Consider the following 22,421-nt stretch of genomic DNA (forward strand, 5'->3'; position numbering starts at 1 on the left):
TATTTTAAAATACCTCTAAATTTCATAGATATGCTATTAAATAAAGCATATTTATGATATATTAGTTATTTATATACAACAAAATTCCTAAACAATAATTTATGAACGAGGTAACAATAAAAGTAGGTCCTTTAGAAAGCATGTTAGCACATAACGGCACTTACGGACCTTATGGTGGTGCTTATATTCCACCAGTTTTAGAGGGACAATTAACTAAACTGGCAGATTTCTTCGATCAGGAAGTATTAAAAGACGACTTTAGAAAAGAATTCATTACCATATTGAAACAATATGTAGGTCGCCCCTCACCTTTATACTACGCAAAAAACCTAAGTGATTACGTAGGTTCTAAAATATATCTTAAAAGAGAGGACCTCAACCATACCGGATCTCATAAAATCAATAACTGCATAGGACAAATCTTGTTGGCAAAAAAAATGGGCGCACAAGAAGTTATAGCAGAAACCGGTGCCGGACAACATGGTGTAGCAACAGCTACTGCCGCTGCAATATTAGGCATCCCTTGCAAAGTATTTATGGGAGAAATTGATGCAGAACGTCAAGCATTAAATGTACGCCGTATGCGTTTATTGGGCGCAGAAGTAGTTACCACCAATCTGGGAAGTCGTACATTAAAAGATGCAGTTGACGCCGCTTTGGGGTACTATATAGAAAATCCTTCGTCTTTTTACCTTTTAGGATCACACGTAGGACCACACCCATACCCTAAAATGGTAGGTTACTTTCAATCAGTAATCGGAAACGAAGCAAAACAACAAATTCTTGCTGAAGAAGGAAGATTACCTAAACATATTTTTGCTGCCGTTGGCGGCGGATCTAATGCTATTGGTCTTTTTTCAGGATTTTTAGCAGATAATGAAGTAGAAATTCATGGCGCAGAAGGTGGCGGAGAAGGTACTTATCCAAATACAGCTGCTACATTATCTTTTGGTAAACCTGCCGTTTTCCAGGGTACCATGTCCTACTGCCTGGTAGACGAAGATGGAAATCCAATTCCTTCCAAATCTATTGCCGCAGGTTTAGATTACCCGGGAATATCTCCACAGCATGCCCAATTAAAAGACACCGGAAGGGCAAATTATTATCCAATAACAGATAAAGAAGCAGTTGATGCTTACAAGCTTTTATCCAAATTAGAAGGTATTACTCCCGCCATAGAATCATCACATGCAGTAGCATTAGCTATTAAACTGCTTAAAGATAAAGGAGAACTGGCAGTAATAAACGTCTCTGGACGAGGAGATAAAGATGTAGAGAGAGAAATGTAATTCTCTATAAAAACTTTCGTTCCTTCCAATCAAAAACAAATACTACTACATTAGTAGTATTTGTTTTTGATTCCTTACCTTCGTTGCCTGAAACGTTCTTGTAGGTATTATCATCCTCATAATTAGTGGGTAATGAAGATTACCCTTAAAAAGGAATCGTGTGTAAATCACGAGCTGTCGCGCAACTGTAAATAACATCAAAGTTGTAACCCTTGTTGTCCATTGTTCTATTAAAGAATGAGAAGGACGGTTACAATGTTATAAGCCAGGAGACTTGCTGATTATGATAAGGTTTGTGCTTTCGCGATAAGAAGTAATTGATCAGGGTTTATTTAAAAAATCAGGTGGATGATTTACGCCTCGTTATGTCCTTTTTTTGCCCATTTTCAAGATTGCACTTTCCTAAATAACTACCTGAACATTAATTGTTTAATATTTAATTATTTCAAAAAAATGCAAAAAAACAATCTGGGATACCCGCGAATTGGTGTCAAAAGAGAATTGAAAAAAGCGAACGAACAGTACTGGTCCGGAAAAATAACCAGACAAGAGTTGTTTAACACCGCAAAAACGCTAAAAGAAAAAAACTGGGAGCAACAACAAAAAGCAGGAATAGACTTAATCCCTGCAAACGATTTTAGCTTTTACGATCAGGTTTTAGACTTATCTTTAGTATTAGGCAATATTCCTACAAGGTATAATCCGGTAGTTGTTCAAAACAAAAACAACACAGAACTGGATCTTTATTTTGCCATGGCCAGAGGTCACCAAAAGGATGGATTAGATATTAAAGCGATGGAAATGACCAAATGGTTTGATACTAACTACCATTACATTGTACCTGAGTTTTATAAAGATCAAAAATTCCAATTGTTCTCTGATAAAATATTCAATGAGTTTACAGAAGGACATCGTTTTTTAAAAAAAGCTCCGAAAACAGTTCTTATAGGACCTTTAACCTATCTGCTTTTAGGGAAAGAAAAAGAAGAAGGTTTCGACAAATTGGATTTATTACCCAAACTATTACCCGTTTATGAAGAAATACTGAATAAATTATCTGCCTTAGGCGCAGAATGGATACAGTTTGACGAACCATTTTTGGTTTTAGATCTTAACGAAAAACAAAAACAAGCTTATCTGGAAGCTTATAATTATTTGAGAAGAAAAACCAAAGGAATTAAATTTTTATTAACTACCTATTTTGGGGAACTGGGAGATAATACCGAATTGGCAACTTCTTTACCTGTTGATGCCTTACATATAGATCTGGTTAGGGCTCCGCAACAACTTACTACTGTTTTAGCATCCTTAAAACCTCACCAATTGTTGTCTTTAGGTGTTGTGGATGGCAGAAACATTTGGAAAAATGATTATTCAAAATCAATTAATCTTATTCAACAAGCCATTGACAAGCTAGGAAAAGACATGGTGTTAATAGCTCCATCCAGCTCTCTTTTACATACGCCTATAGATTTGAGTCAGGAAACAGAAATAGATCCTGAAATTAAAAACTGGATGGCTTATGCTCAGGAAAAACTGGTTGAAATAGCAGAGTTAGCCGAAATAATAGATGGAAACACAGATTTCCTGGCAAAAAACCAGGAAGCAATCAATAATAGAAAAAGATCTTCTAAAATACACAAACCTGTGATAAAACAGCGTACAGAGGCCATTACTGAAAATGATGCGCAAAGAAGAAGCAATTTCGCAACCAGACAAAAAATTCAACAAGAAGTTTTCAATTTACCTTTATTCCCTACCACAACCATAGGTTCTTTTCCTCAAACAGATGAAATTAGAAAACTAAGAGCTGATCTTAAAAAAGGAAATATTACTCAGGAACAATACGATCAACAAATTGCTACAGAAACCATCGAAGCTATTAAATGGCAGGAAACAACCGGAATAGATGTTTTGGTACATGGAGAGTTTGAACGTAATGACATGGTTGAATATTTTGGAGAGCGTTTAGATGGTTTTTTATTCTCCAAAAACGGATGGGTACAAAGTTATGGTAGCCGTTGTGTAAAACCTCCGGTAATTTATGGTGATGTTAGCAGACCTGCAGACATGACTGTTAAATGGACTGCTTTTGCTCAGCAACAAACCCAAAAGCTAATGAAGGGAATGTTAACCGGACCGGTGACCATTTTACAATGGTCTTTTGTAAGAGATGACCAACCTAGAAGCAAAACTACAAATCAAATAGCATTAGCTATTAGGGATGAAGTAGTTGCACTAGAAAGTGCAAACATTAAAGTTATCCAGATTGACGAACCGGCTATACGCGAAGGTTTACCTCTACGTAAAAAAGATTGGGATGCTTATCTGGACTGGGCTATTAAAGCTTTCAGAATTTCTGCCAGCGGAGTAAATGACGAAACGCAAATACATACCCATATGTGTTATAGCGAATTCAACGACATTATACGTCACATTGCGGCTATGGACGCTGATGTTATTACCATTGAAACGTCCAGATCTGATATGGAATTATTGTCTGCTTTCTCAGACTTTAAATATCCAAACGAAATTGGTCCTGGGGTTTATGATATCCACTCTCCACGTATACCGTCTGTAGAAGAAATGGTATCACTTTTAGAAAAAGCTATTGCTTTATTGCCTGCCAGAAATATCTGGATTAATCCAGATTGTGGTTTAAAAACCAGAAAATGGCCTGAAACAAAACAAGCTTTGGAAAATATGGTTAAAGCTGGTGAACAACTGAGAGCTAAAATCAGTGAATCTGCTTTAGCTTAAAAGTTAAGAGTGCGGTATTGTAATATACTGCACTCTTTTTGTTTCTCCCTTCTTCCTAAGAATTTTTACTTTATTCAAATACTCAGTCATTTATAAAACAGCAAATTTACTTACCTTTGCGCCCTCATGATTGCGATTAACGACTTAACATTTCTAATTGGATCCAGGGCTTTGTATAACGAGGCTAACTGGCATATAAAACCTGGTGACCGCGTAGGATTAATTGGTGCAAATGGAACAGGAAAATCAACTCTACTAAAATTGATTGTGGGAGAATACACTCCAACATCAGGTAGTATTTCCATGTCAAAAGAATTAAAGATAGGCTATCTTAATCAGGATTTATTATCTTATGAATCTCACAATAGCATTTTGCATGTAGCCATGGAAGCTTTTGAACGCCAGAACCAATTGCACCATGAAATAGAAGAGCTGCTAAAAAAGATAGAAACTGATTACTCTGAAGATACACTTCGTAAACTGAGCAATAGACAAGAAGAGTTTGCGGCTTTAGACGGCTATAACATAGAATACAGAGCTAACCAAATTTTGGCGGGTCTGGGTTTTAGCGAAGAAGATCAGCACAGGGCATTAAATACCTTTTCAGGAGGTTGGCGTATGCGCGTAATGCTAGCTAAAATTCTTTTGCAGGATCCGGATATATTACTACTGGATGAGCCCACTAACCACATGGACTTACCTTCTATTAAATGGTTAGAAAATTATCTTATGGGATTTGAAGGCGCCATTGTAATTGTATCTCACGACCGTTATTTTCTGGATAAAATAGTGAATAGAATTGTGGAATCCCGAAAAGGGAAATTAACTTCTTATTCAGGTAATTACACTTATTACCTGGAAGAGAAAGAGTTAAGATCTGAAATACAACGTGGGGAATTTAAAAATCAGCAAGCAAAAATAAAACAGGAAGAACGTCTTATCGAACGTTTCAGAGCCAAGGCTTCTAAAGCAAAAATGGCTCAGTCCAGAATGAAAGCGCTGGAAAAAATGGAACGTGTAGAAGATGTTGATGATGATAATCCTACCGTAAATTTCAGTTTCAAATTCACCAAAGCTTCGGGACGACATGTTATCCGGATAGAGAACGCCTACAAAAGTTATCCGGCTATAGACATTCTGGAAAATGCTGATGCAATTATCGAAAAAGGTGATAAAATTGCATTAATTGGGGCAAATGGTAAAGGTAAATCTACTTTACTCAGAATTATAGCAGGGACTGAACCTTTTGAGGGAAAATGTGAAACGGGACATAATGTTACTGAAACATTTTTTGCTCAGCATCAGTTGGAATCATTACATCTGGAAAACTCCATATTAGAGGAATTACAATCTTTTGCTCCAAAACACACAGATACGGAGCTACGTTCTTTACTAGGTTGTTTTTTATTTACCGGAGATGATGTATTTAAGAAAATCAAGGTTTTATCCGGGGGAGAAAAATCCAGAGTTGCACTTGCCAAATCGTTAACTACCGATTCTAACTTTCTTATTCTGGATGAGCCTACCAACCACCTTGATATTCAATCCGTAAATATCCTTATACAAGCGTTACAACAATACGAAGGTACTTTTATTACCGTATCCCACGATCGTTATTTTCTGGACAATGTAGCCAACAAAATTTGGTTTATAGAAGATAAAAAAATCAAGGAATATCCGGGAACTTACGAAGAATATGAAGAGTGGCAGGTTACCCGTGACAAAAACAGCAAGCCTGTTGAGGTAAATAAAGAACCTAAGAAAGAAAAAGCAAAAAAAGAGGAAGTAACTAAATCTGTTTCCGATGATACAAGCAAACAGCTTAAAAAACTAAATAATCAGTTACAGAAACTGGAAGAGGAAATTGAAGCTCAAAACTTATCTGTCCAAAAATTGGAAAGCGAATTGGGTAACGAGGCAATATATAGCGATGCTGAAAAACTAAAATCTGTGAATGACAATTATAGCATAGCAAAAATGGATTTGGAAAAACTTCAGCAAAAATGGGAAAAAATGGCCGAAGAAATCTTAATTCTGGAAGAAAGCCTCTAACAAAAAAAACTCCGGAATACTATAAAAATTCAGTATTCCGGAGTCATATATCAAAAGGTTTATTAAAACCTATTTTATTTATCTTATTTGCCCGTCGCCAGTAACAAACCATTTCTCGGTAACCAGTTTTTCCAATGCAAAAGGACCTCTGGCGTGAAGTTTCTGTGTAGAAATACCTATCTCTGCACCTAATCCAAACTCTCCTCCATCAGTAAATCTGGTAGAAGCATTTGAATAAACTGCAGCAGCATCAATATCATTCATAAACTTCTCTATTTTGGCTGCATCTTTAGATATAATGGCTTCTGAATGTTTTGAAGAATGTTCCGTAATATGTTCTATAGCTTCATCCACACCATCAACCACCTTTACCGAGCATTTTAAAGACAAAAATTCACGGCCAAAATCATCTTCTGCTGCTTTTTGCAAAAGTTTATACCCTTCTTTATTCAATATCTTATAAGCTTCTTCATCAGCAAAAATCTCTACCTCAAATTCAGCTAATTTAGGAGCTACTTTGTTTAGTAAATCTGCAGCTACTTTTCTGTCTACCAAAATAGTATCTAACGAATTACATACTGATGGTCTTGTAACTTTAGCATTAGTAATAATATCTGCAGCACTATCCAAATCTGCGGTTTCCTCCACATAAGTATGGCAAACCCCCGCTCCTGTCTCAATAACAGGAACTTTAGCGTTACTTCGCACAAAATCAATCAATTGCTGGGAACCTCTTGGAATAATAATATCTACATATTTGGTAGCGGTAAGCAGCTCACCCACGAAAGCTCTGTCAACAGGTAATAACTGTACAATTTCTTCGCTAACTCCATGCTTTTTCAGCACTTCCTTGATTATGTTGACCAAACAAATATTAGTATAAAAAGCATCAGAACCACCTCTAAGCACACAAACATTCCCAGACCTTATACATAAAGAAGCTACGTCTATAGTTACATTAGGTCTTGATTCATATATTACACCAACCACTCCTAACGGAACTGATTTCTTTTGCACTTTTAACCCATTTTTCAACGTTTTTTCAGAAAGCACCTGTAAAGTCGGATCTTCCAAAACAGCTACTTCTCTGATACTTTCTGCCAATCCGTTAATACGTTCGGCATTCAGTAACAATCTGTCTTTTTTAGGGTCACTATCATCCATCTTAACCAAATCTTTAGCATTTTCTGCTATAATCAGGTCGGTGTTTTTCACTAGTTCATCTGCCAAATCCTTCAATATCTCCTCCTTCTGCACCGAAGAAAGATTCTTTACTACTCTGGTAGCTTCAGATGCTGATTTTAATATATGACTTATAGTTTCCATTCTTATTATTTATACCAAAACAATATCATCGGCATGTGCCAATTCCAGGTTTTGTTTACTTTCTGTAAGTTTCAACGTTTTTGAATCTATTTTCGCTTTAGCTATCGCCACAACCAGATTTTTTTCATTTAAAATCTGAAAAACTTCTCCGGGCTCAAAATCACGGATAACAGACTTTACTCCCACCGCCAATAAGCTTCGCCTTTTTTCCAAAGCTTTTTCGGCCCCTTCATCAACCGTTACCGCTCCGCTGATTAAGCTTCCACTCGCTAGCCATTTATTTCTGGACGATATTTTCTTCGCTTGCGGATGACAAACTGTTCCGGTTTCGCCCTTAATACTTTTTAATATCCCATCTTCTGTTCTTACACCAAAAATAACCGCTTTTATTCCCATCTGTGTAGCCAAACGGGCAAAATTAAGCTTAGATGTCATTCCCCCTAAACCTACAGAAGATTTATCTGTACGAGCTAAAGATAAAGCTTCTTTATCAATAACTTTTAATTCTGGCACTACATTTCCTTCTGCGTCTAATACTCCGGGAACAGATGTACTAAACAATACTTGCTCGGCACCAAAACCAACAGCTATTAATGTAGCAAGCTCATCATTATCCGAAAATTTCAATTCCAGATTACTCACCACATCATTTTCGTTGGCAACAGGTATAATATCGCTTTTCCAAAGCTCTTCGTAAGTTTTTTTCAACTGCAAAAACTGATCGCGGTTAGAAAAATGACCTCTTTCGCATAAGCTCTGTGCAATGGCTAATTTATAGGGTTCAAAATACTTCGAATATATCTGCAGCAATAAGGGATTTCCTATAGCTGCTGCTGCTTTTCGTTGAATTAAGGTTCCTTTATAACCCTTAATATATTTTTTACCTGCGGCAACAGCTCCAGACGAAACTAAAACAATGTTATAATCGTTATGTAAAACAGCAACCTGTCTGGCTATTTCGCTAACCACCTGCTCGTCCAGTTCTCCATTTGTGGTAATAGACGCTGATCCAAATTTTATAACAACGATTGGCTTCTTCATATATTTTTAAGCTGAAAGTACACAAAAACCAGCTTTACAGGTTCTCTTTATTTAAGCTTGTAAAGCTATAAAATTGCGAGGCTAAAAAAAACTATTAAACCGTATTCTTTTAATTTTTACGGGGCTATGTTTTTCGTAGAATCACCTGCAAATTTATTAGCTATAATACTTGCAATAATCAGCTGGGCAGTATGATAAATCATTAAAGGTAATAGTATCAACCCCATTTGATCTGATGTTGGAAAAAGTATTTTAGACATGACAGTACCATGCACCAATGATTTTTTAGATCCGCAGAATATCAGGGTTATCCTATCTTCGCTATTAAATCCTAATAGTTTACTCAACAAGTTAGTAAGTTCTAATACTAAAAAGAATAATGCCACTGTTGATAGTAACAATTGCAGTAAATCTTTCACTCCTATTAATGCAAACACGTTTTCGCTAAACGATTCGCAAAATGCGGTAAATATGATTAAAAGGATAATAGACTGGTCAAATTGCTTTAATCTTTTATTATATTTTTCTGCAAACCATGCGTATTTTCTATGCAATAGAAGTCCCAACAGAACAGGAACAACTACTTGGATGAGTAATTTTATGATGACACTACTCAGATCAAAATCATTTGTTGCTTTTTCAGACATCCAGAATTCCATCCATATTGGTGTTATAAAAACTCCCAGTAAACTAGATATGCTGGCATTAAATATGGCTGCCGGCATATTTCCTCTTGCTATAGAAACCATTACTACAGACGAAGAAACTGTTGATGGAAGCGCAGCTAAATAAAATAAACCTGTCCAAAAAACGTCTGATTGAAATGATGGAATTATTTTATGTAATAGAATAACAAGTAACGGAAAAAGAATAAAGGTTGATGCATGCACCAAAACATGCAACTTCCAATTGGCTAATCCTTCTTTCAGTTTTTTGGGACTCAATTTCAATCCATAGAAAAAGAAAATAAGAGACACACAAAAATTGGCTATTTCTGCTAATGGAATAGGACTTTCTTTTGCCCCTACTGATGGAAATATATAGGCTAACAAAATAGCAATGGCTATTCCTAATAAAAAACCGTCAAACCCGTAAGATGAGGCTTTTTTTGTTAATCTACTAAGTACACTCATAATAGCGACAAATAATGTTCTGATTTGGGAATTATATTATTCATTCAAGCAGTTTTGCTGCAAAGTTATCTTCCACTTTCTTTCAGTAACTCCAATACATATTTATCCACCGGAAAGGTTAAATCATTTGTACTTAAAGAATTTACACCACACCATCTAAAGCTTTGCTTATTTTCAGTTTGTTGGCCTTCAAAATCAAAAGGCTGGATAGCTATTTTTATATTTAAGGATTCTGCAGGTTTAACCTTATAGTAAATAGAAAGTAATTGTTCATCAGAAAATAAAGATTTCACAAAAAAATCTGTCGTATAATAATGCTCAATAACTTCTATATTTAATTGACATTCTTCTAAAAACTCTCTTTTTAATCCGTCAATAGTTCCCTCTCCCAATTCTAATCCTCCTCCGGGAAACTTTGTAAATTTGTAGCCTTTTATTTCTTCGTCTGTGAGTAAAATCTCTCCGGCTTCATTAATCAACAAACCATAAACCCTAACGTTAAATTTATCCATCACTATTAATCTTTATCAAAATGCTTTTGATTTTTAGTAACATTACCAATATGCCATTCTATATTTATAGTTTGAGGCTCTTTTCTTACAGGACACTCTTTCATATTACAATAATGACAACATTCTGGTAAACAAGGATCTGCATGTACAAATAGTTCTGCTTTATAATCTCCAGAATTCATTGCTTTATCAATATCAGAAACCTCCTGATGCACTTTCACCAAATCAAAATAGTACGGAAGCGTTACGTGACAATCTATGTGGTAAGTTTCTCCATATTTCTGCACTCTTAGGTTATGCACATCAATCCACTCATCACGTCTGTAAGTATTAAAATGCTTTAAAAGGTTTTTCACAAACTCTATATCGGATTCATCCATTAACCCTCCAATAGAAATACGTGTAAGCTTATACCCATTATAAATGATATAAAAACCTAAAGCAAAGGAAATTAAACTATCTATCCATGATAAATTAGTTAAGTAAATCAGTACTAAACCAATAATTAATCCAAATGAGCTTACCGCATCTGTACCTAAATGCTTACCATCAGCAACAATCGTTAAAGAGTTCATTTTCTTCCCTTCTTTAACCATATACCAGCTCAAAACACCGTTAACTATCCCGGTTATCCCTATCAGAAAAGCACCTTGCAGCAATTCTTTAATGGGTTCGGGATAAAAAACATTATAAGTTGTTTTAGATATAATAATAATACCTGCAATAATTATAAGTACACCTTCTAAAAAAGCTGAAAAAAATTCAACCTTTCCATGTCCGTATGGGTGGTTTTGATCTTTAGGAAGTGATGCAAAATAAATACTAAAAAAAGCAAAAGAACTAGCTATTACATTAACTATGCTTTCTGCCGCATCTGTTAATATCGCATTTGAATTGGTTAAGAAAAACGCAGTAAATTTCACCAACATCAGCAAAACACCTACACTTAATGATACCAGAACTATCTGTTTTTTCTTCTTCACTTTTTATTGTAATTTGAATGCAAACTTAAAAATAGAAATTACTACAGACAAAAAACTATTCATTATATTTGCCTCCCAAAGCTAAAATCATGAGTATTTTATCAGACAGAATAAATAACCTATCAGAATCAGCCACGCTAAAAATGACCAAATTAGGTCGAGAATTAGCATCAAAAGGCATTAATGTAATTAGTCTAAGTGTAGGAGAACCAGACTTTAACACACCAAATCATGTTAAAGAAGCTGCAAAAAAAGCATTGGATGATAACTACACACGTTACTCTCCGGTACCTGGATATCCTGACCTTCGTCAAGCTATTGTAAACAAACTAAAGACAGAGAATAATCTGGATTACGATGTATCGCAAATTGTAGTTTCTACAGGAGCAAAACAATCGTTATCTAACGTAATTTTGACTTTGATTAATCCAGGAGACGAAGTAATTATTCCTACGCCTTATTGGGTTTCATACTCAGAAATGGTAACACTTGCCGAGGGTAAATCTGTTTTCATTGATACAACTATAGAAAGTGATTTCAAAATTACGCCAGAACAACTAGAAGCAGCTATTACTCCAAAAAGTAAGTTGTTTATGTTTTCTTCACCTAACAACCCTACAGGTACAGTTTATAGTAAAGAAGAATTAGCTGCTTTGGCAAAAGTATTTGAAAAGCACCCTAATATTTTCATCCTTTCAGATGAAATTTACGAACATATTAACTTTGTAGACAAACACGAATCTATAGCTCAATTTCCAAGCATCAAAGATCGCGTAATTATCATAAACGGTTTCTCTAAAGCATTTGCCATGACTGGCTGGCGTTTAGGATACCTTGCGGCTAACAAAGAAATTGCAGCTGCAAACGACAAATTACAAGGTCAAACTACTTCTGGCACTTGCTCTATTGCTCAAAGAGCTGGTATAGTAGCTTACGAACAAGGCTTAGATTCTGTTAATGAAATGAAAGAGGCTTTTGCCCGTCGTCGTCAATTGGTATACGATTTATTAAAAGACATTCCGGGAGTTAAAACGAATTTACCAGAAGGTGCGTTTTACTTTTTTCCTGAGATCAGTTCTTTCTTCGGTAAAAAAGATGAAAATGGTAACGTAATCAGCAATTCTTCTGATCTTGCTCTTTACTTACTCAATGTTGGACATGTTGCTACCGTAGGTGGCGATAGCTTTGGTAACGACAATTATATTCGTTTATCTTACGCTGCTTCTGATGAAAGTTTAGTAGAGGCATTAAGAAGAATAAAAGAAGCTTTAGGACAATTAAAATAACCCTAAGCTTTTTATTATAAAAAAGGAGCTGTATCAGAGAACCTTGTCATCCTTCGAGTTCGCTCAGGATTTGTTTCAGGAGTACTTAAAAAGGAGATTTATCCTTATTGCTCATTGAAAGGACAATGTTTCTATTTTAGATACAGCTCTTTTAAGTTAAGACCTCTACCAACAGCTAAAACACACGACACCATTCATCTCAAAAATACACTAAGCCCTCTTACTTATAGTTTGATTGGAGCTATGATGGAGCTATACTATAGCCATGCACTAGAAAACCTTATCTAAAAACTGCATTTCCTGCGTTTAAACAGGGGGGCAAATACAGCTTTTTCACCAAAGAAATACACTAAGCTACGCTAAACTCAAACCAGGTAACTCATCCCTTTTCACGAATAAATGCATAGGAATAAGTTATCCTATAATCAGATACATGTTCCACAATTTTAATCCTAGCCCCCCCTTTTCTTAAAGCGTTTAAACCCCGGAACAAACATAGTTTTGATATAACTTTTTTTAATCTTCCTGTATTTAACCCCGTTACACCTCTCCTCTTTATATTTTTCAAAAATATTTTCTACTAGATTAAACCATATGGACCTAACAGAGTCTGTCTTTGTATTATTTTATACTAAACTGAAACGAATATCGTTTCTTTTTAACAAACACCATTAATGAATAAGACTCTAGCCGCTTTTATCTTTTTTGTATTCTTTTTAGGAAGAAGCTCTTTTGCCGTTAATAATGATAGTTTAGCTTACGAGGCTCAAAGGAGTAAAATTAACGCTATGCTAACGGAGCGCAGTAACAAATTTGGTTTATATTCCGAAAGTTTAAATTCTAAAACAGGAATATTTGGATTTAAAACCAAAAAGGACATGCAAAAAAGTATAGATATACTATTAGAGATTATACGTACAGATAACGCCATTCTGAAAGAAACCAAGGTACTTTTGGATTATAAGAATGATGAAAATGAAAAAATCATCTCTGATTCAAAAGATAATACAGACAGAAATCTTTCCTATATGCACACCATCAACAAATTGCAGCAGGAAAACGATAAGCTTAAAACACATATCGAGAATAAAAGAAAAGCAAAAGGTTCTATAAGTACATTTATTGTACTCCTGATTATCACCGTTTTATTCACCGCTTTGTTTTTCTTCCGTAATTTTTACAGTAAAAAGAGCTAAAAAAAGAATTGTTAGCTTATTTTTGCCTCTTGACCGATTTAAAAGGCATTTCATATAAATGGCAAGAAACAGATTTAACAGCGGATCGAAACAGGATGCCGAGTTACCCAAGGCGAAGATCAACAAACAGAGCTTACAAAAAATATCAGCACTTTTAAGCTATCTACAGCCTTACAAGTGGAAGTTTATTATAGGTTTTTTATTTTTACTCCTCTCCAGTTTAACAGGATTACTTTTTCCCGCACTGGTAAAAGTAATGGTTGAGGTTGCTCAGGGAAATCCTTCTGAATATGGACTTCCCGGTACCGTTTCAGGAATTGGAGGCATTGCTTTCTTTATTCTTTTCATACAGGCCTTTGTTTCTTTTTTCAGGATCAGGTTATTTGTAGAAGTATCTGAAAAAGCCCTTGCAGATATCAGGCGAGATACTTATTTCAAAATGATAACCTTACCTATGGGATTTTTCGCCAATAGACGTGTGGGAGAATTGAACAGTAGGCTATCTGCAGATTTATCGCAAATACAAGATACCTTAACCACCAGTATTGCAGAAATGATCAGACAGATAATTATGCTTATAGGTGGAGTTACATTTCTTATTATTATATCTACAAAACTCACCTTATTTAACCTGGCCATATTACCTATTATTGTTGTTGCCGGTGTGGTATTTGGTAAAGCTATCAGAAATATATCCAGAAAAGCACAAGATCAGCTGGCTGATTCTAATACCATCGTTGAAGAAACATTACAAGGTATATCTAATGTAAAAGCATTTGTTAATGAAGCTTATGAAGCTAACAGATATGATAAAAGCTTAAGACAAGTAGTACAAATAGCCTTAAAAGGCGCTACTTACCGTGGCGGCTTTGCTTCATTTATTATTTTCTGTCTGTTTGGTGCAATCATGGGCGTAATGTGGTATGGATCTTATTTGGTAGAACAAGGAATGCTGAATGTTTCTGATTTGCTGGCCTATATGCTTTATTCTGTTTTTGTGGGCGCAGCTATGGGAACTTTCCCCGAGATTTATGCGAATGTACAAAAAGCTGTAGGTGCCTCAGAAAGAGTATTGGAAATTTTAGAAGAGAAAACCGAGAACATATCCATCCATCCGGAAAACAACAAGATCAAAGAAAAAATTGAAGGTAATCTCGCTTTTGAACATGTAGAATTCTCTTACCCTTCCCGAAAAGAGATAATTGTTTTAAATGATGTTTCTTTTGAAGCCAATGCGGGTGAAAAAGTAGCTATTGTAGGCTCTTCCGGCGCAGGTAAATCAACTATTGCCGGCTTAATTCTTAAGTTCTACGATATTCAAAAAGGGAAAATACTGTTCGATGGAAAGTCTGCTGATGATTATGCTCTAACAGATATCAGAAACCAAATAGCTATAGTTCCGCAGGATGTGATACTTTTTGGAGGTACCATTCTTGAAAATATCGCTTACGGAAAGCTGGATGCTAACAAAGAAGAAATTATTAAAGCCGCACAACAAGCAAATGCCCACAATTTTATTATGAGCTTCCCAGAAGGTTATGATACTGTTGTTGGAGAAAGAGGTGTTAAATTATCTGGAGGACAAAGACAACGTATTGCTATTGCCAGAGCTTTATTAAAAGATCCGGCTATACTTATTCTTGACGAAGCCACATCTTCTTTAGACTCAGAGTCAGAACGTCTTGTTCAGGAAGCACTGGAAACCCTGATGAAAGGTAGAACCTCTATCATCATCGCTCACAGACTTTCAACCATCAGAGAAGCTGATAAGATTATTGTACTGGATAAAGGGCAAATTGCTGAAGTTGGGACTCACGCCCAGCTTATACAAAAAGAAGAAGGTATATACAAACATTTGAGTTCATTACAGTTCGAAATACAATAAAAAGCACTATTTTTCTTAGGCTTTTGAAAGATTAATTCATGGAAATTAATCCTAAATGTTTTTCATCTATAAAATCGGCATATACCCGATAAACAAGTATTTATGAATTTAACTATATGGGGTGCAGCAAAACAGGTAACTAGGAGCATGCACCTTCTTGAAATAAATAATTATAAAATATTAATTGACTGCGGTTTAGATTATGAGAAAGGCAAAAACCTTACACATAACAGCCAGTTCCCTTTCTCCCCTTCTGATATAGATCTGGTTGTGTTAACCCATGCTCATATAGATCATTCAGGTAATCTCCCTACACTTATAAAAGAAGGTTATACAGGCCAAATTTTATGTACCGCAGCAACAGCAGAACTTGCTCAAATATTACTCAGCGATTCAGTAAACCTGTTTCTAGGAAACAATAATAATGTTAAAAAGAAAAAAAGGTTCAAAGGAAAACAGTTTCAGGAAACCACCGAAAAAGCACCTCTATACCTTCACAAACATGTTTTAGATACAATAGACCGGTTTGTAACCATTCCATTCCAAAAACCTTTTCAGATAAACAGTAATATTGTCTTAGAGCTCTATCCTACCGGACATTTACTGGGTGCCGCAGCAGCACATTTTACAGTACAGGATAACGGAGCCACAAAAACTATTGCTTTTACAGGAGATATTGGCAGAAAACAAACACCAATACTTGTAGACCCGGTAGCTTTACCCAAAACTGACTTTCTGGTATCCGAATCAACTTATGGAGGCAAATTACATACTAATCAGCAAAATATAGAAGATTTTCTGATAGACAGCATCCAAAAAAACTGTATAGACCAACCTGGCAGATTAATAATACCTGCGTTTTCGGTTGGCAGAACTCAATCTTTAGTTTATATACTGAACAAAATATTCAGTAAAAAGCTTTTAAAACCAATTCCTGTTTTTGTAGATAGTCCATTGGCTAATTTAGCTACAGACATCCATAGAAAATACAAACATATCCTGAATGATGAAGTTCAGGAGTTTTACAGGACACACGGTGACAAATTTGAGTTTGAAAACCTCTCATACGTAAAACAATTAAAAGAAAGTAAGGAAATAGCAAACCATTTTGAGCCCTGCATTATTATCTCTTCTGCAGGCATGTTGGAAGGCGGCCGTATCCAGGATCATTTATATAGAAATATCCAGAACGTTTATGCTACTATTTTATTTATTGGCTACTGTGCGGAGGGAACTTTAGGTCACAGATTATTACGTGGCGATAATACGGTGAGATTAAAAGGTAAAGAAATGTCCGTATTTGCTAAAATTACCAAAACAGACCTTTTTAGTGGCCATGCAGACCATAACGGATTACTTGAATATATTCGTCTTATTGATGGTCTTCCAAAACAAGTTTTTCTTGTACACGGAGAACCTATTGGTATGGAAGCTCTAAAAAAAGACATAGAATCTTTTGGTTGTCAAGTTAATATAGCTCACAAAGGCAATGTATTTATTCTATAATTTAGAGTCCGTTTAAATTTATATTGTAAAATTCTTTGTAAGCTATTTTTGAAGTAACAAAGGTAAATTTTGAAGAGATAGCAGGAAACATATCTTGAAAAAGATAACGAAAGAACATCTAAAAAGAGACATAAAAAATTATTAGGCGAATTTTAAACAAGCTCTTATAATTAAGTTCGTATATTTAGCTATATATTTTTAGTTTATGAAAAGCTTTTTTAAACTCTTAAATACGGTAAATAAGAAAGTATTACCTAGCTTATACAAAAAAGATCCGTCTAAGCTTACTAAACTAGAGCAAGCTATTACCGGTTATAGATATTGGGTACTTTTAAAAAGCTTGGATTAAACAACTCAGGCTCATTATAACAAAATAAGATTATACACAAAATTATAACACATTTGAGTTATATATCAATTTATAACAGAATTTAGTTATATTCAATATTTCATAAACTAAGTTTATATGATTGCTATTATTACGGGCGACATCGTCAATTCCCAAAAAGCAAAACCAGAAAAATGGGTAATTGCACTTGAATCTACCTTAAATCAATATGCAGGAAAAGATAACTGGGAAATATACAGAGGCGATAGTTTTCAAGCAGAAATCCCAGTCAATAATTTATTTAATGCACTTATTGGTATTAAAACAGCTATAAAAAGTATTCCCCCTATAGATGTAAGAATGGGCATTGGAGTAGGAGAAAAAGATTACACCAATAAATCACTTACTAAATCAAATGGACAAGCTCTGGTGTTTTCAGGAAAAGTTTTTGATGCACTCAAAAAGGAAACCCTTGCCATACAAACACCTTGGGAAGAAGTAAACGAACAGCTTAATGTTATACTAGAGTTAATCTCTTTTATTATGAATGATTGGAATCATAATCTTTCATGGTTAATAAATCAGGCATTAACTCATCAAGATCTTGCACAGGTAGAGCTGGCCGAAAAATTAAATAAAAAACAAAGCCAAATTAGCAGAGACCTGAAACGGGCAGGGTACGAATATATTTTACGAACCATAAACTACTGCCAAAAAACATTATCTGAAAAATGTTGATATTTTCGCTCAAACTATTGCTCGCACATATCTTGGGCGACTTTTTTCTTCAGCCAGAAAAATGGGTCACAAACAGAAAACAGCATGGAATCAAGTCAGTATCCTTATATTTCCATGTAGTTGTTCATCTGTTATTACTTATTATTTTATTATATAACGACTTAAGCTCTTATTGGATAGGTATATTAACCATTACAATATCTCATTTTATTATTGATCTATTGAAGGTATACTTAGACCGTTATTATAAAACCAGTCAATTAAAACTGTTTATTACAGATCAGCTATTACATTTATTTGTTCTGATTTTTGTCGCAGATCTCTATTTCAGTCATATAATTACAGCTTACTTATTCTCAGTAACAACCCTTTGTTACTTAATCGCTTTTTTAATAATAGTCTCTGTTTCCCCTATTTTTTTAAAACTATTTTTTGCAAAATGGTATGATTCCTTAAAAAAGAACGATAAATCTCTGGATACAGATTCTTTAAAAGATGCCGGAAAATATATTGGAATATTAGAAAGGGTATTAATTGTAATATTCATTAATATGGGATTTTTTGAGGGTATTGGCTATCTTTTAGCCGCAAAATCTATTTTCAGATTTGGCGACCTTACAAGATCCAGAGATAAAAAGCTAACAGAATATATTCTTTTAGGAACTCTTATAAGCTTTTGCATAGCCATTATTACGGGACTTTGTTTAAGAGAATTATTAAAACTGATATAAAAAGTGACTTCGCTTCTGAAACAGAAATACAGTAAAATGATTAAAGATGAAGCTCAAAAATTAGGGTTCTTATTTTGCGGTATCTCTAAAGCCGAGTTTTTAGAAGATGAAGCTCCCAGGTTAGAAAAGTGGCTCAACAACAATTATAATGGAGAGATGGCCTATATGAATAACCATTTCGACAAACGCCTTGATCCCAGATTATTAGTAGACGATGCAAAGTCTGTTATATCCATTGCCCTTAATTATTATACCGACGAAAAACAAAAAGATAAAGAAGCTCCTAAGATTTCTAAATATGCTTATGGCAAAGACTATCATTTCGTTATTAAAGATAAATTAAAGGCTCTGCATCAATTTATAGAAGAAAATATAGGAAGTGTTAGTGGGCGCGCTTTTGTAGACTCCGCTCCTGTTTTAGATAAAGCTTGGGCTAAAAAGGGTGGGTTCGGGTGGATTGGAAAAAACTCCAATCTGATAAACAACAAAACAGGTTCCTTTTTCTTTTTAGGCGAATTAATTGTTGATCTGGAGCTGGAATATGATAATCCTTTCAACGCCGACCATTGCGGCACCTGCACCAGATGTATTGATGCCTGCCCTACAGAAGCCATAATTTCTCCTTACGTTGTAAATGGCAGTAAATGTATATCCTATCTTACCATAGAACTAAAAGAAGAAATTCCCCTAAGTTTTAAAGATAAAATGGATGGTTGGATGTTTGGTTGCGATGTATGCCAGGATGTGTGTCCATGGAATCGTTTTTCTGTAATCCATCAGGAAGAAGCTTTTAACCCTCATCCGGATTTGTTGGAAATGAATAAAAAAGACTGGGAAGGAATAACAGAAGAAGTATTTGGTAAGATTTTTAAAAAATCTGCTGTTAAAAGAACAAAATTAACTGGATTAAAGAGGAATATAAGCTTTATTAAAATAGACAAAAACATATAAAAAAACAAAGCATTTTAGCGGATAGAATCACTAAAATGCCTTAAATGTTTATACTATTTTTCTATACTGATGGTATAATTTGATTCAAAAACATGGCCATGATCTAATGTCTGAATGCCTGGTTTTTCAGAAATATCTTTTTGTCCTAACTCATTATCCGCATAACCTAACCAAGGCTCTATACAAACGAACGGTGCACCAGGTTTAGCCCAAATACCTAACTCATTAAATTGATTAAAATCAACTTTTATGGATTGTGTGTTTTTTCTGTTTTTCAGATAAACTACTCTTGAATTCAGATTTTTAAAAACCAATGCATCTTCATTAAATAAATCTGCAGTTAGATCTAGAATTGTATTCTGACCAAACTCTTTATATTGTCCATTAAATAATCCTGTGGTTGACAGCTTGGATGATACCAAAGTCTCTTCTTTTTCAAATTCAATAAAGTAGTCTTCATATACTTCGCTCTCTTCTAAAGGTATATTAAAAGCCGGATGCGCCCCTACAGAAAAATATATCTTTTTATCGTCTTTATTGATTACTTTATATAAAATAGTTAACGAATTTCCTGACAGACTATAAGCAACCTCAAATTCAAACTTATAAGGATATATTTTTAAGGTTTCATCATCGTAAGAAAGAGAAAAAACCGCATGATTAGGTGTTGATTCTATTCTTCTGAACATACTGGTTCTTGCAAAACCATGCCTGCTAAGATTGTAATCATTACCAGAAATAGTAATCTTGTTATCTTTTAGCCCACCTACTATCGGAAACAGATTTGGAGCATGGTATCCCCAAACATCTGGGTTTCCTTGCCATATATATTCTTTTCCAGAAACTTTATCCTTTATAGAACTCAGTTCGGCACCTTTCAACTTTATCGTAACCTGTAACTTATCGTTTTCTAAAACTACCATCCTTAATCTATTTTATATCAATGCTTTTTAAATTTATCAGCAAGCATTTTCAGCATATCTGTATCTGCCGGCTTTGAATTATCTACCGTTGGCTTTCTACCGGGTTCTGATTTGGGAGCTGCTGGTTTTGCCTGTCTTCTGGCTTCATATTTTTGTGCTCTATGTTCGTTCCATATTTTCTCCAATCTATTTTTGGTATACAACGGAAAATCGCCATTCATCATCCATCCATAATAACTAGGTTCTTCTTCAAATACCTGAACAACTGTTTTTCCTTTATGTTTTCCAAAGTTAAAACACGGAATATTATCATTATTATAAACCATACGGCCCGCAAAATCTACGGGTTTATTCAAATTGGTGAAGTTATGCAAGCCTTCTACATCATTAACAACAGGCTGACTTACATTACCTTCTTTATCCTCCCAATCTACATTTTTATATTTTTCTACCTGGGCTAATAAAACTTCATAAGTAGCTCTTGTATCTGCCTCTGCTGTATGCGCATTCAGAATTTCTTTTCCACAATAAAACCTATACGCTGCTTTTAAAGTTCTTTGTTCCATTTGGTGGAAAACATTCTGAACATCTACAAAATGCCTGTTATCCAAATCAAAACTAACTCCTGCCCTCAAAAACTCTTCCATGAGCATAGGAATATCAAATTTATTAGAATTATAACCTGCTAAATCAGCATCTTCCATAAAATCTGCTATTTCTTTGGCTACCTGAGCAAAAGTAGGTGCATTTTCTATATCCTTATCGTAAATACCATGAATGATAGATGTTTCGTAAGGAATGGGAATAGTTGGGTTTATCTTATAAGTTTTGGTTAGTTCGGTTCCGTCAGGATGAACTTTTAAGATAGAAATTTCTACTATTCGATCTGTAGCAAGGTTAACGCCTGTAGCCTCTATATCAAAAAAAGCTAGGGGACGTTTGAGATTAAGTTTCATTTTAACTAAAGATAAGGATGCCTAAAAGAATACCAACTACCATAATAAGGTAAAGCATAATTTCGTTTTTTGCAAAATGTTTATACTTTGACCAAAATGAATAATCTTCTTCCTTTTTTTTCATGAATTTCAAATATGTATCTGGCAAAAGTGTGAATTTTATCTTTTAAGGACAATATCAGTTTAAGCTTTTTTCCATTTAATACCACAACCTATTGCTTTTGTGATGGTCACATCAGGTTTCTGCCCTTTTTGAATTGCTGATACAGCGTTTTCTACATATTTTATTTTAGCTGTATTTGTGTTTTCGGTATCATTGTCTATAGCCCCAACATACTCTACTATTAATTTTCCGTCCTGTTTTTTAAGAACATAAGTATGTGGAGTAGCTTTGGCTCCATAGGCTTATGCTATTTCCTGCGTTTCATCTACCAAATATGGAAAGGTATATTTTCTTTCTCTAGCTCTTTCCTGCATTTTATCAAAGGCATCTGCTTTTGATAATTCTGCATCGTTTGGATTTATTGCAATAACCGGATAACCCAATGGAGCATATTTATTATTGAGCTCTAATATTCTCTGTTCATATAATTTCACATACGGACAAGGATTACATATAAAAATCACTATAAAGCCTTTTGCTTGTTTATAATCTGAAAGGGAAACCAATTTACCATCAACATTTTTAAGCTTAAAGTCTATTGCTTCGTCTCCTGGTTTATAGCCCTGTGCTTTTACTACTGTTAAAAACAAAAGGAAGAAAGATAGTAACCAAATTCTCTTTTTCATTGGCTTATTTTTAAAGTTATAGATATTCAAACTCCA

19 protein-coding genes and 1 riboswitch are annotated in these 22,421 nt (G+C 34.7%); of the genes, 11 read left to right on the plus strand and 8 right to left on the minus strand.

Going from position 1 to position 22,421, the window contains the following annotated elements:
- Positions 1–101 precede the first annotated feature (101 nt).
- From trpB to ACFSAH_RS19035, 3 genes are all read left to right on the plus strand, one after another.
- Complete coding sequence (trpB, locus tag ACFSAH_RS19025; protein WP_379664293.1) at positions 102–1,289, plus strand: tryptophan synthase subunit beta; 1,188 nt, start codon at positions 102–104, stop codon at positions 1,287–1,289.
- Between the two features lie 106 nt (positions 1,290–1,395).
- A riboswitch (cobalamin riboswitch) is annotated at positions 1,396–1,585 on the plus strand.
- Between the two features lie 157 nt (positions 1,586–1,742).
- Positions 1,743–4,049, plus strand: coding sequence for a 5-methyltetrahydropteroyltriglutamate--homocysteine S-methyltransferase (gene metE / locus ACFSAH_RS19030; RefSeq protein WP_379664294.1), 2,307 nt, complete (start codon positions 1,743–1,745; stop codon positions 4,047–4,049).
- Between the two features lie 126 nt (positions 4,050–4,175).
- Positions 4,176–6,101: an ABC-F family ATP-binding cassette domain-containing protein gene (locus tag ACFSAH_RS19035; RefSeq protein ID WP_379664295.1), complete on the plus strand. Its 1,926-nt coding sequence runs from the start codon at positions 4,176–4,178 to the stop codon at positions 6,099–6,101.
- Between the two features lie 78 nt (positions 6,102–6,179).
- Here the strand turns inward: ACFSAH_RS19035 and ACFSAH_RS19040 are convergent, their stop codons facing one another.
- The 5 genes from ACFSAH_RS19040 to ACFSAH_RS19060 all read right to left on the minus strand — a co-directional run bounded on the left by ACFSAH_RS19040 (position 6,180) and on the right by ACFSAH_RS19060 (position 11,096).
- Positions 6,180–7,427, minus strand: coding sequence for a glutamate-5-semialdehyde dehydrogenase (locus ACFSAH_RS19040; protein ID WP_379664296.1), 1,248 nt, complete (start codon positions 7,425–7,427; stop codon positions 6,180–6,182).
- Positions 7,428–7,436: 9 nt separating this feature from the next.
- Complete coding sequence (gene proB, locus ACFSAH_RS19045; RefSeq protein ID WP_379664297.1) at positions 7,437–8,468, minus strand: glutamate 5-kinase; 1,032 nt, start codon at positions 8,466–8,468, stop codon at positions 7,437–7,439.
- Positions 8,469–8,584: 116 nt separating this feature from the next.
- The gene (locus ACFSAH_RS19050) at positions 8,585–9,601 is read right to left on the minus strand and encodes a bile acid:sodium symporter family protein (protein WP_379664298.1); all 1,017 of its coding nucleotides are present in this window, start codon (positions 9,599–9,601) and stop codon (positions 8,585–8,587) included.
- A 65-nt stretch (positions 9,602–9,666) separates the two neighbouring features.
- Positions 9,667–10,113, minus strand: a complete 447-nt coding sequence (locus ACFSAH_RS19055; RefSeq protein WP_379664299.1) for an NUDIX domain-containing protein — start codon at positions 10,111–10,113, stop codon at positions 9,667–9,669.
- A gap of 5 nt (positions 10,114–10,118) precedes the next feature.
- A complete protein-coding gene (locus tag ACFSAH_RS19060; protein WP_379664300.1) occupies positions 10,119–11,096 on the minus strand; it encodes a cation diffusion facilitator family transporter in 978 nt (325 codons plus the stop codon).
- Between the two features lie 89 nt (positions 11,097–11,185).
- Between ACFSAH_RS19060 and ACFSAH_RS19065 the strand changes: the two genes are divergently transcribed.
- The 8 genes from ACFSAH_RS19065 (at position 11,186) to queG (ending at position 19,717) form a co-directional block, all read left to right on the plus strand.
- On the plus strand, positions 11,186–12,382 hold the full coding sequence (locus ACFSAH_RS19065; RefSeq protein ID WP_379664301.1) for a pyridoxal phosphate-dependent aminotransferase: 1,197 nt from the start codon (positions 11,186–11,188) through the stop codon (positions 12,380–12,382).
- A 674-nt stretch (positions 12,383–13,056) separates the two neighbouring features.
- A complete protein-coding gene (locus tag ACFSAH_RS19070) occupies positions 13,057–13,578 on the plus strand; it encodes a hypothetical protein (protein WP_379664302.1) in 522 nt (173 codons plus the stop codon).
- 58 nt (positions 13,579–13,636) lie between these two features.
- Positions 13,637–15,463, plus strand: coding sequence for an ABC transporter ATP-binding protein (locus tag ACFSAH_RS19075; protein ID WP_379664303.1), 1,827 nt, complete (start codon positions 13,637–13,639; stop codon positions 15,461–15,463).
- Between the two features lie 102 nt (positions 15,464–15,565).
- Positions 15,566–16,969 carry an MBL fold metallo-hydrolase gene (locus tag ACFSAH_RS19080; protein WP_379664304.1) on the plus strand — a complete coding sequence of 468 codons (1,404 nt, stop codon included), beginning with the start codon at positions 15,566–15,568 and terminating at the stop codon, positions 16,967–16,969.
- A 205-nt stretch (positions 16,970–17,174) separates the two neighbouring features.
- Positions 17,175–17,318, plus strand: a complete 144-nt coding sequence (locus ACFSAH_RS19085; protein WP_379664305.1) for a hypothetical protein — start codon at positions 17,175–17,177, stop codon at positions 17,316–17,318.
- Positions 17,319–17,435: 117 nt separating this feature from the next.
- Entirely contained in the window at positions 17,436–18,035 is a 600-nt protein-coding gene (locus tag ACFSAH_RS19090; RefSeq protein ID WP_379664306.1) for a SatD family protein, read from the plus strand.
- Positions 18,029–18,766: a DUF3307 domain-containing protein gene (locus tag ACFSAH_RS19095; RefSeq protein ID WP_379664307.1), complete on the plus strand. Its 738-nt coding sequence runs from the start codon at positions 18,029–18,031 to the stop codon at positions 18,764–18,766. Before ACFSAH_RS19090 ends, ACFSAH_RS19095 begins: the two co-directional genes overlap by 7 nt.
- Before the next feature lie 36 nt (positions 18,767–18,802).
- Positions 18,803–19,717 (plus strand): tRNA epoxyqueuosine(34) reductase QueG, encoded by a 915-nt coding sequence (gene queG, locus ACFSAH_RS19100; RefSeq protein WP_379664308.1) that lies wholly within the window; start codon positions 18,803–18,805, stop codon positions 19,715–19,717.
- 53 nt (positions 19,718–19,770) lie between these two features.
- Here the strand turns inward: queG and ACFSAH_RS19105 are convergent, their stop codons facing one another.
- From ACFSAH_RS19105 to ACFSAH_RS19115, 3 genes are all read right to left on the minus strand, one after another.
- Positions 19,771–20,640, minus strand: a complete 870-nt coding sequence (locus ACFSAH_RS19105) for an aldose 1-epimerase family protein (protein WP_379664309.1) — start codon at positions 20,638–20,640, stop codon at positions 19,771–19,773.
- 17 nt (positions 20,641–20,657) lie between these two features.
- A complete protein-coding gene (locus ACFSAH_RS19110) occupies positions 20,658–21,596 on the minus strand; it encodes an exonuclease domain-containing protein (RefSeq protein ID WP_379664310.1) in 939 nt (312 codons plus the stop codon).
- 405 nt (positions 21,597–22,001) lie between these two features.
- The gene (locus ACFSAH_RS19115; protein ID WP_379664311.1) at positions 22,002–22,385 is read right to left on the minus strand and encodes a redoxin domain-containing protein; all 384 of its coding nucleotides are present in this window, start codon (positions 22,383–22,385) and stop codon (positions 22,002–22,004) included.
- Positions 22,386–22,421 lie beyond the last annotated feature (36 nt).

The organism is Pseudopedobacter beijingensis (assembly GCF_042678145.1).
GTDB classification, from domain to species: domain Bacteria; phylum Bacteroidota; class Bacteroidia; order Sphingobacteriales; family Sphingobacteriaceae; genus Pseudopedobacter; species Pseudopedobacter beijingensis.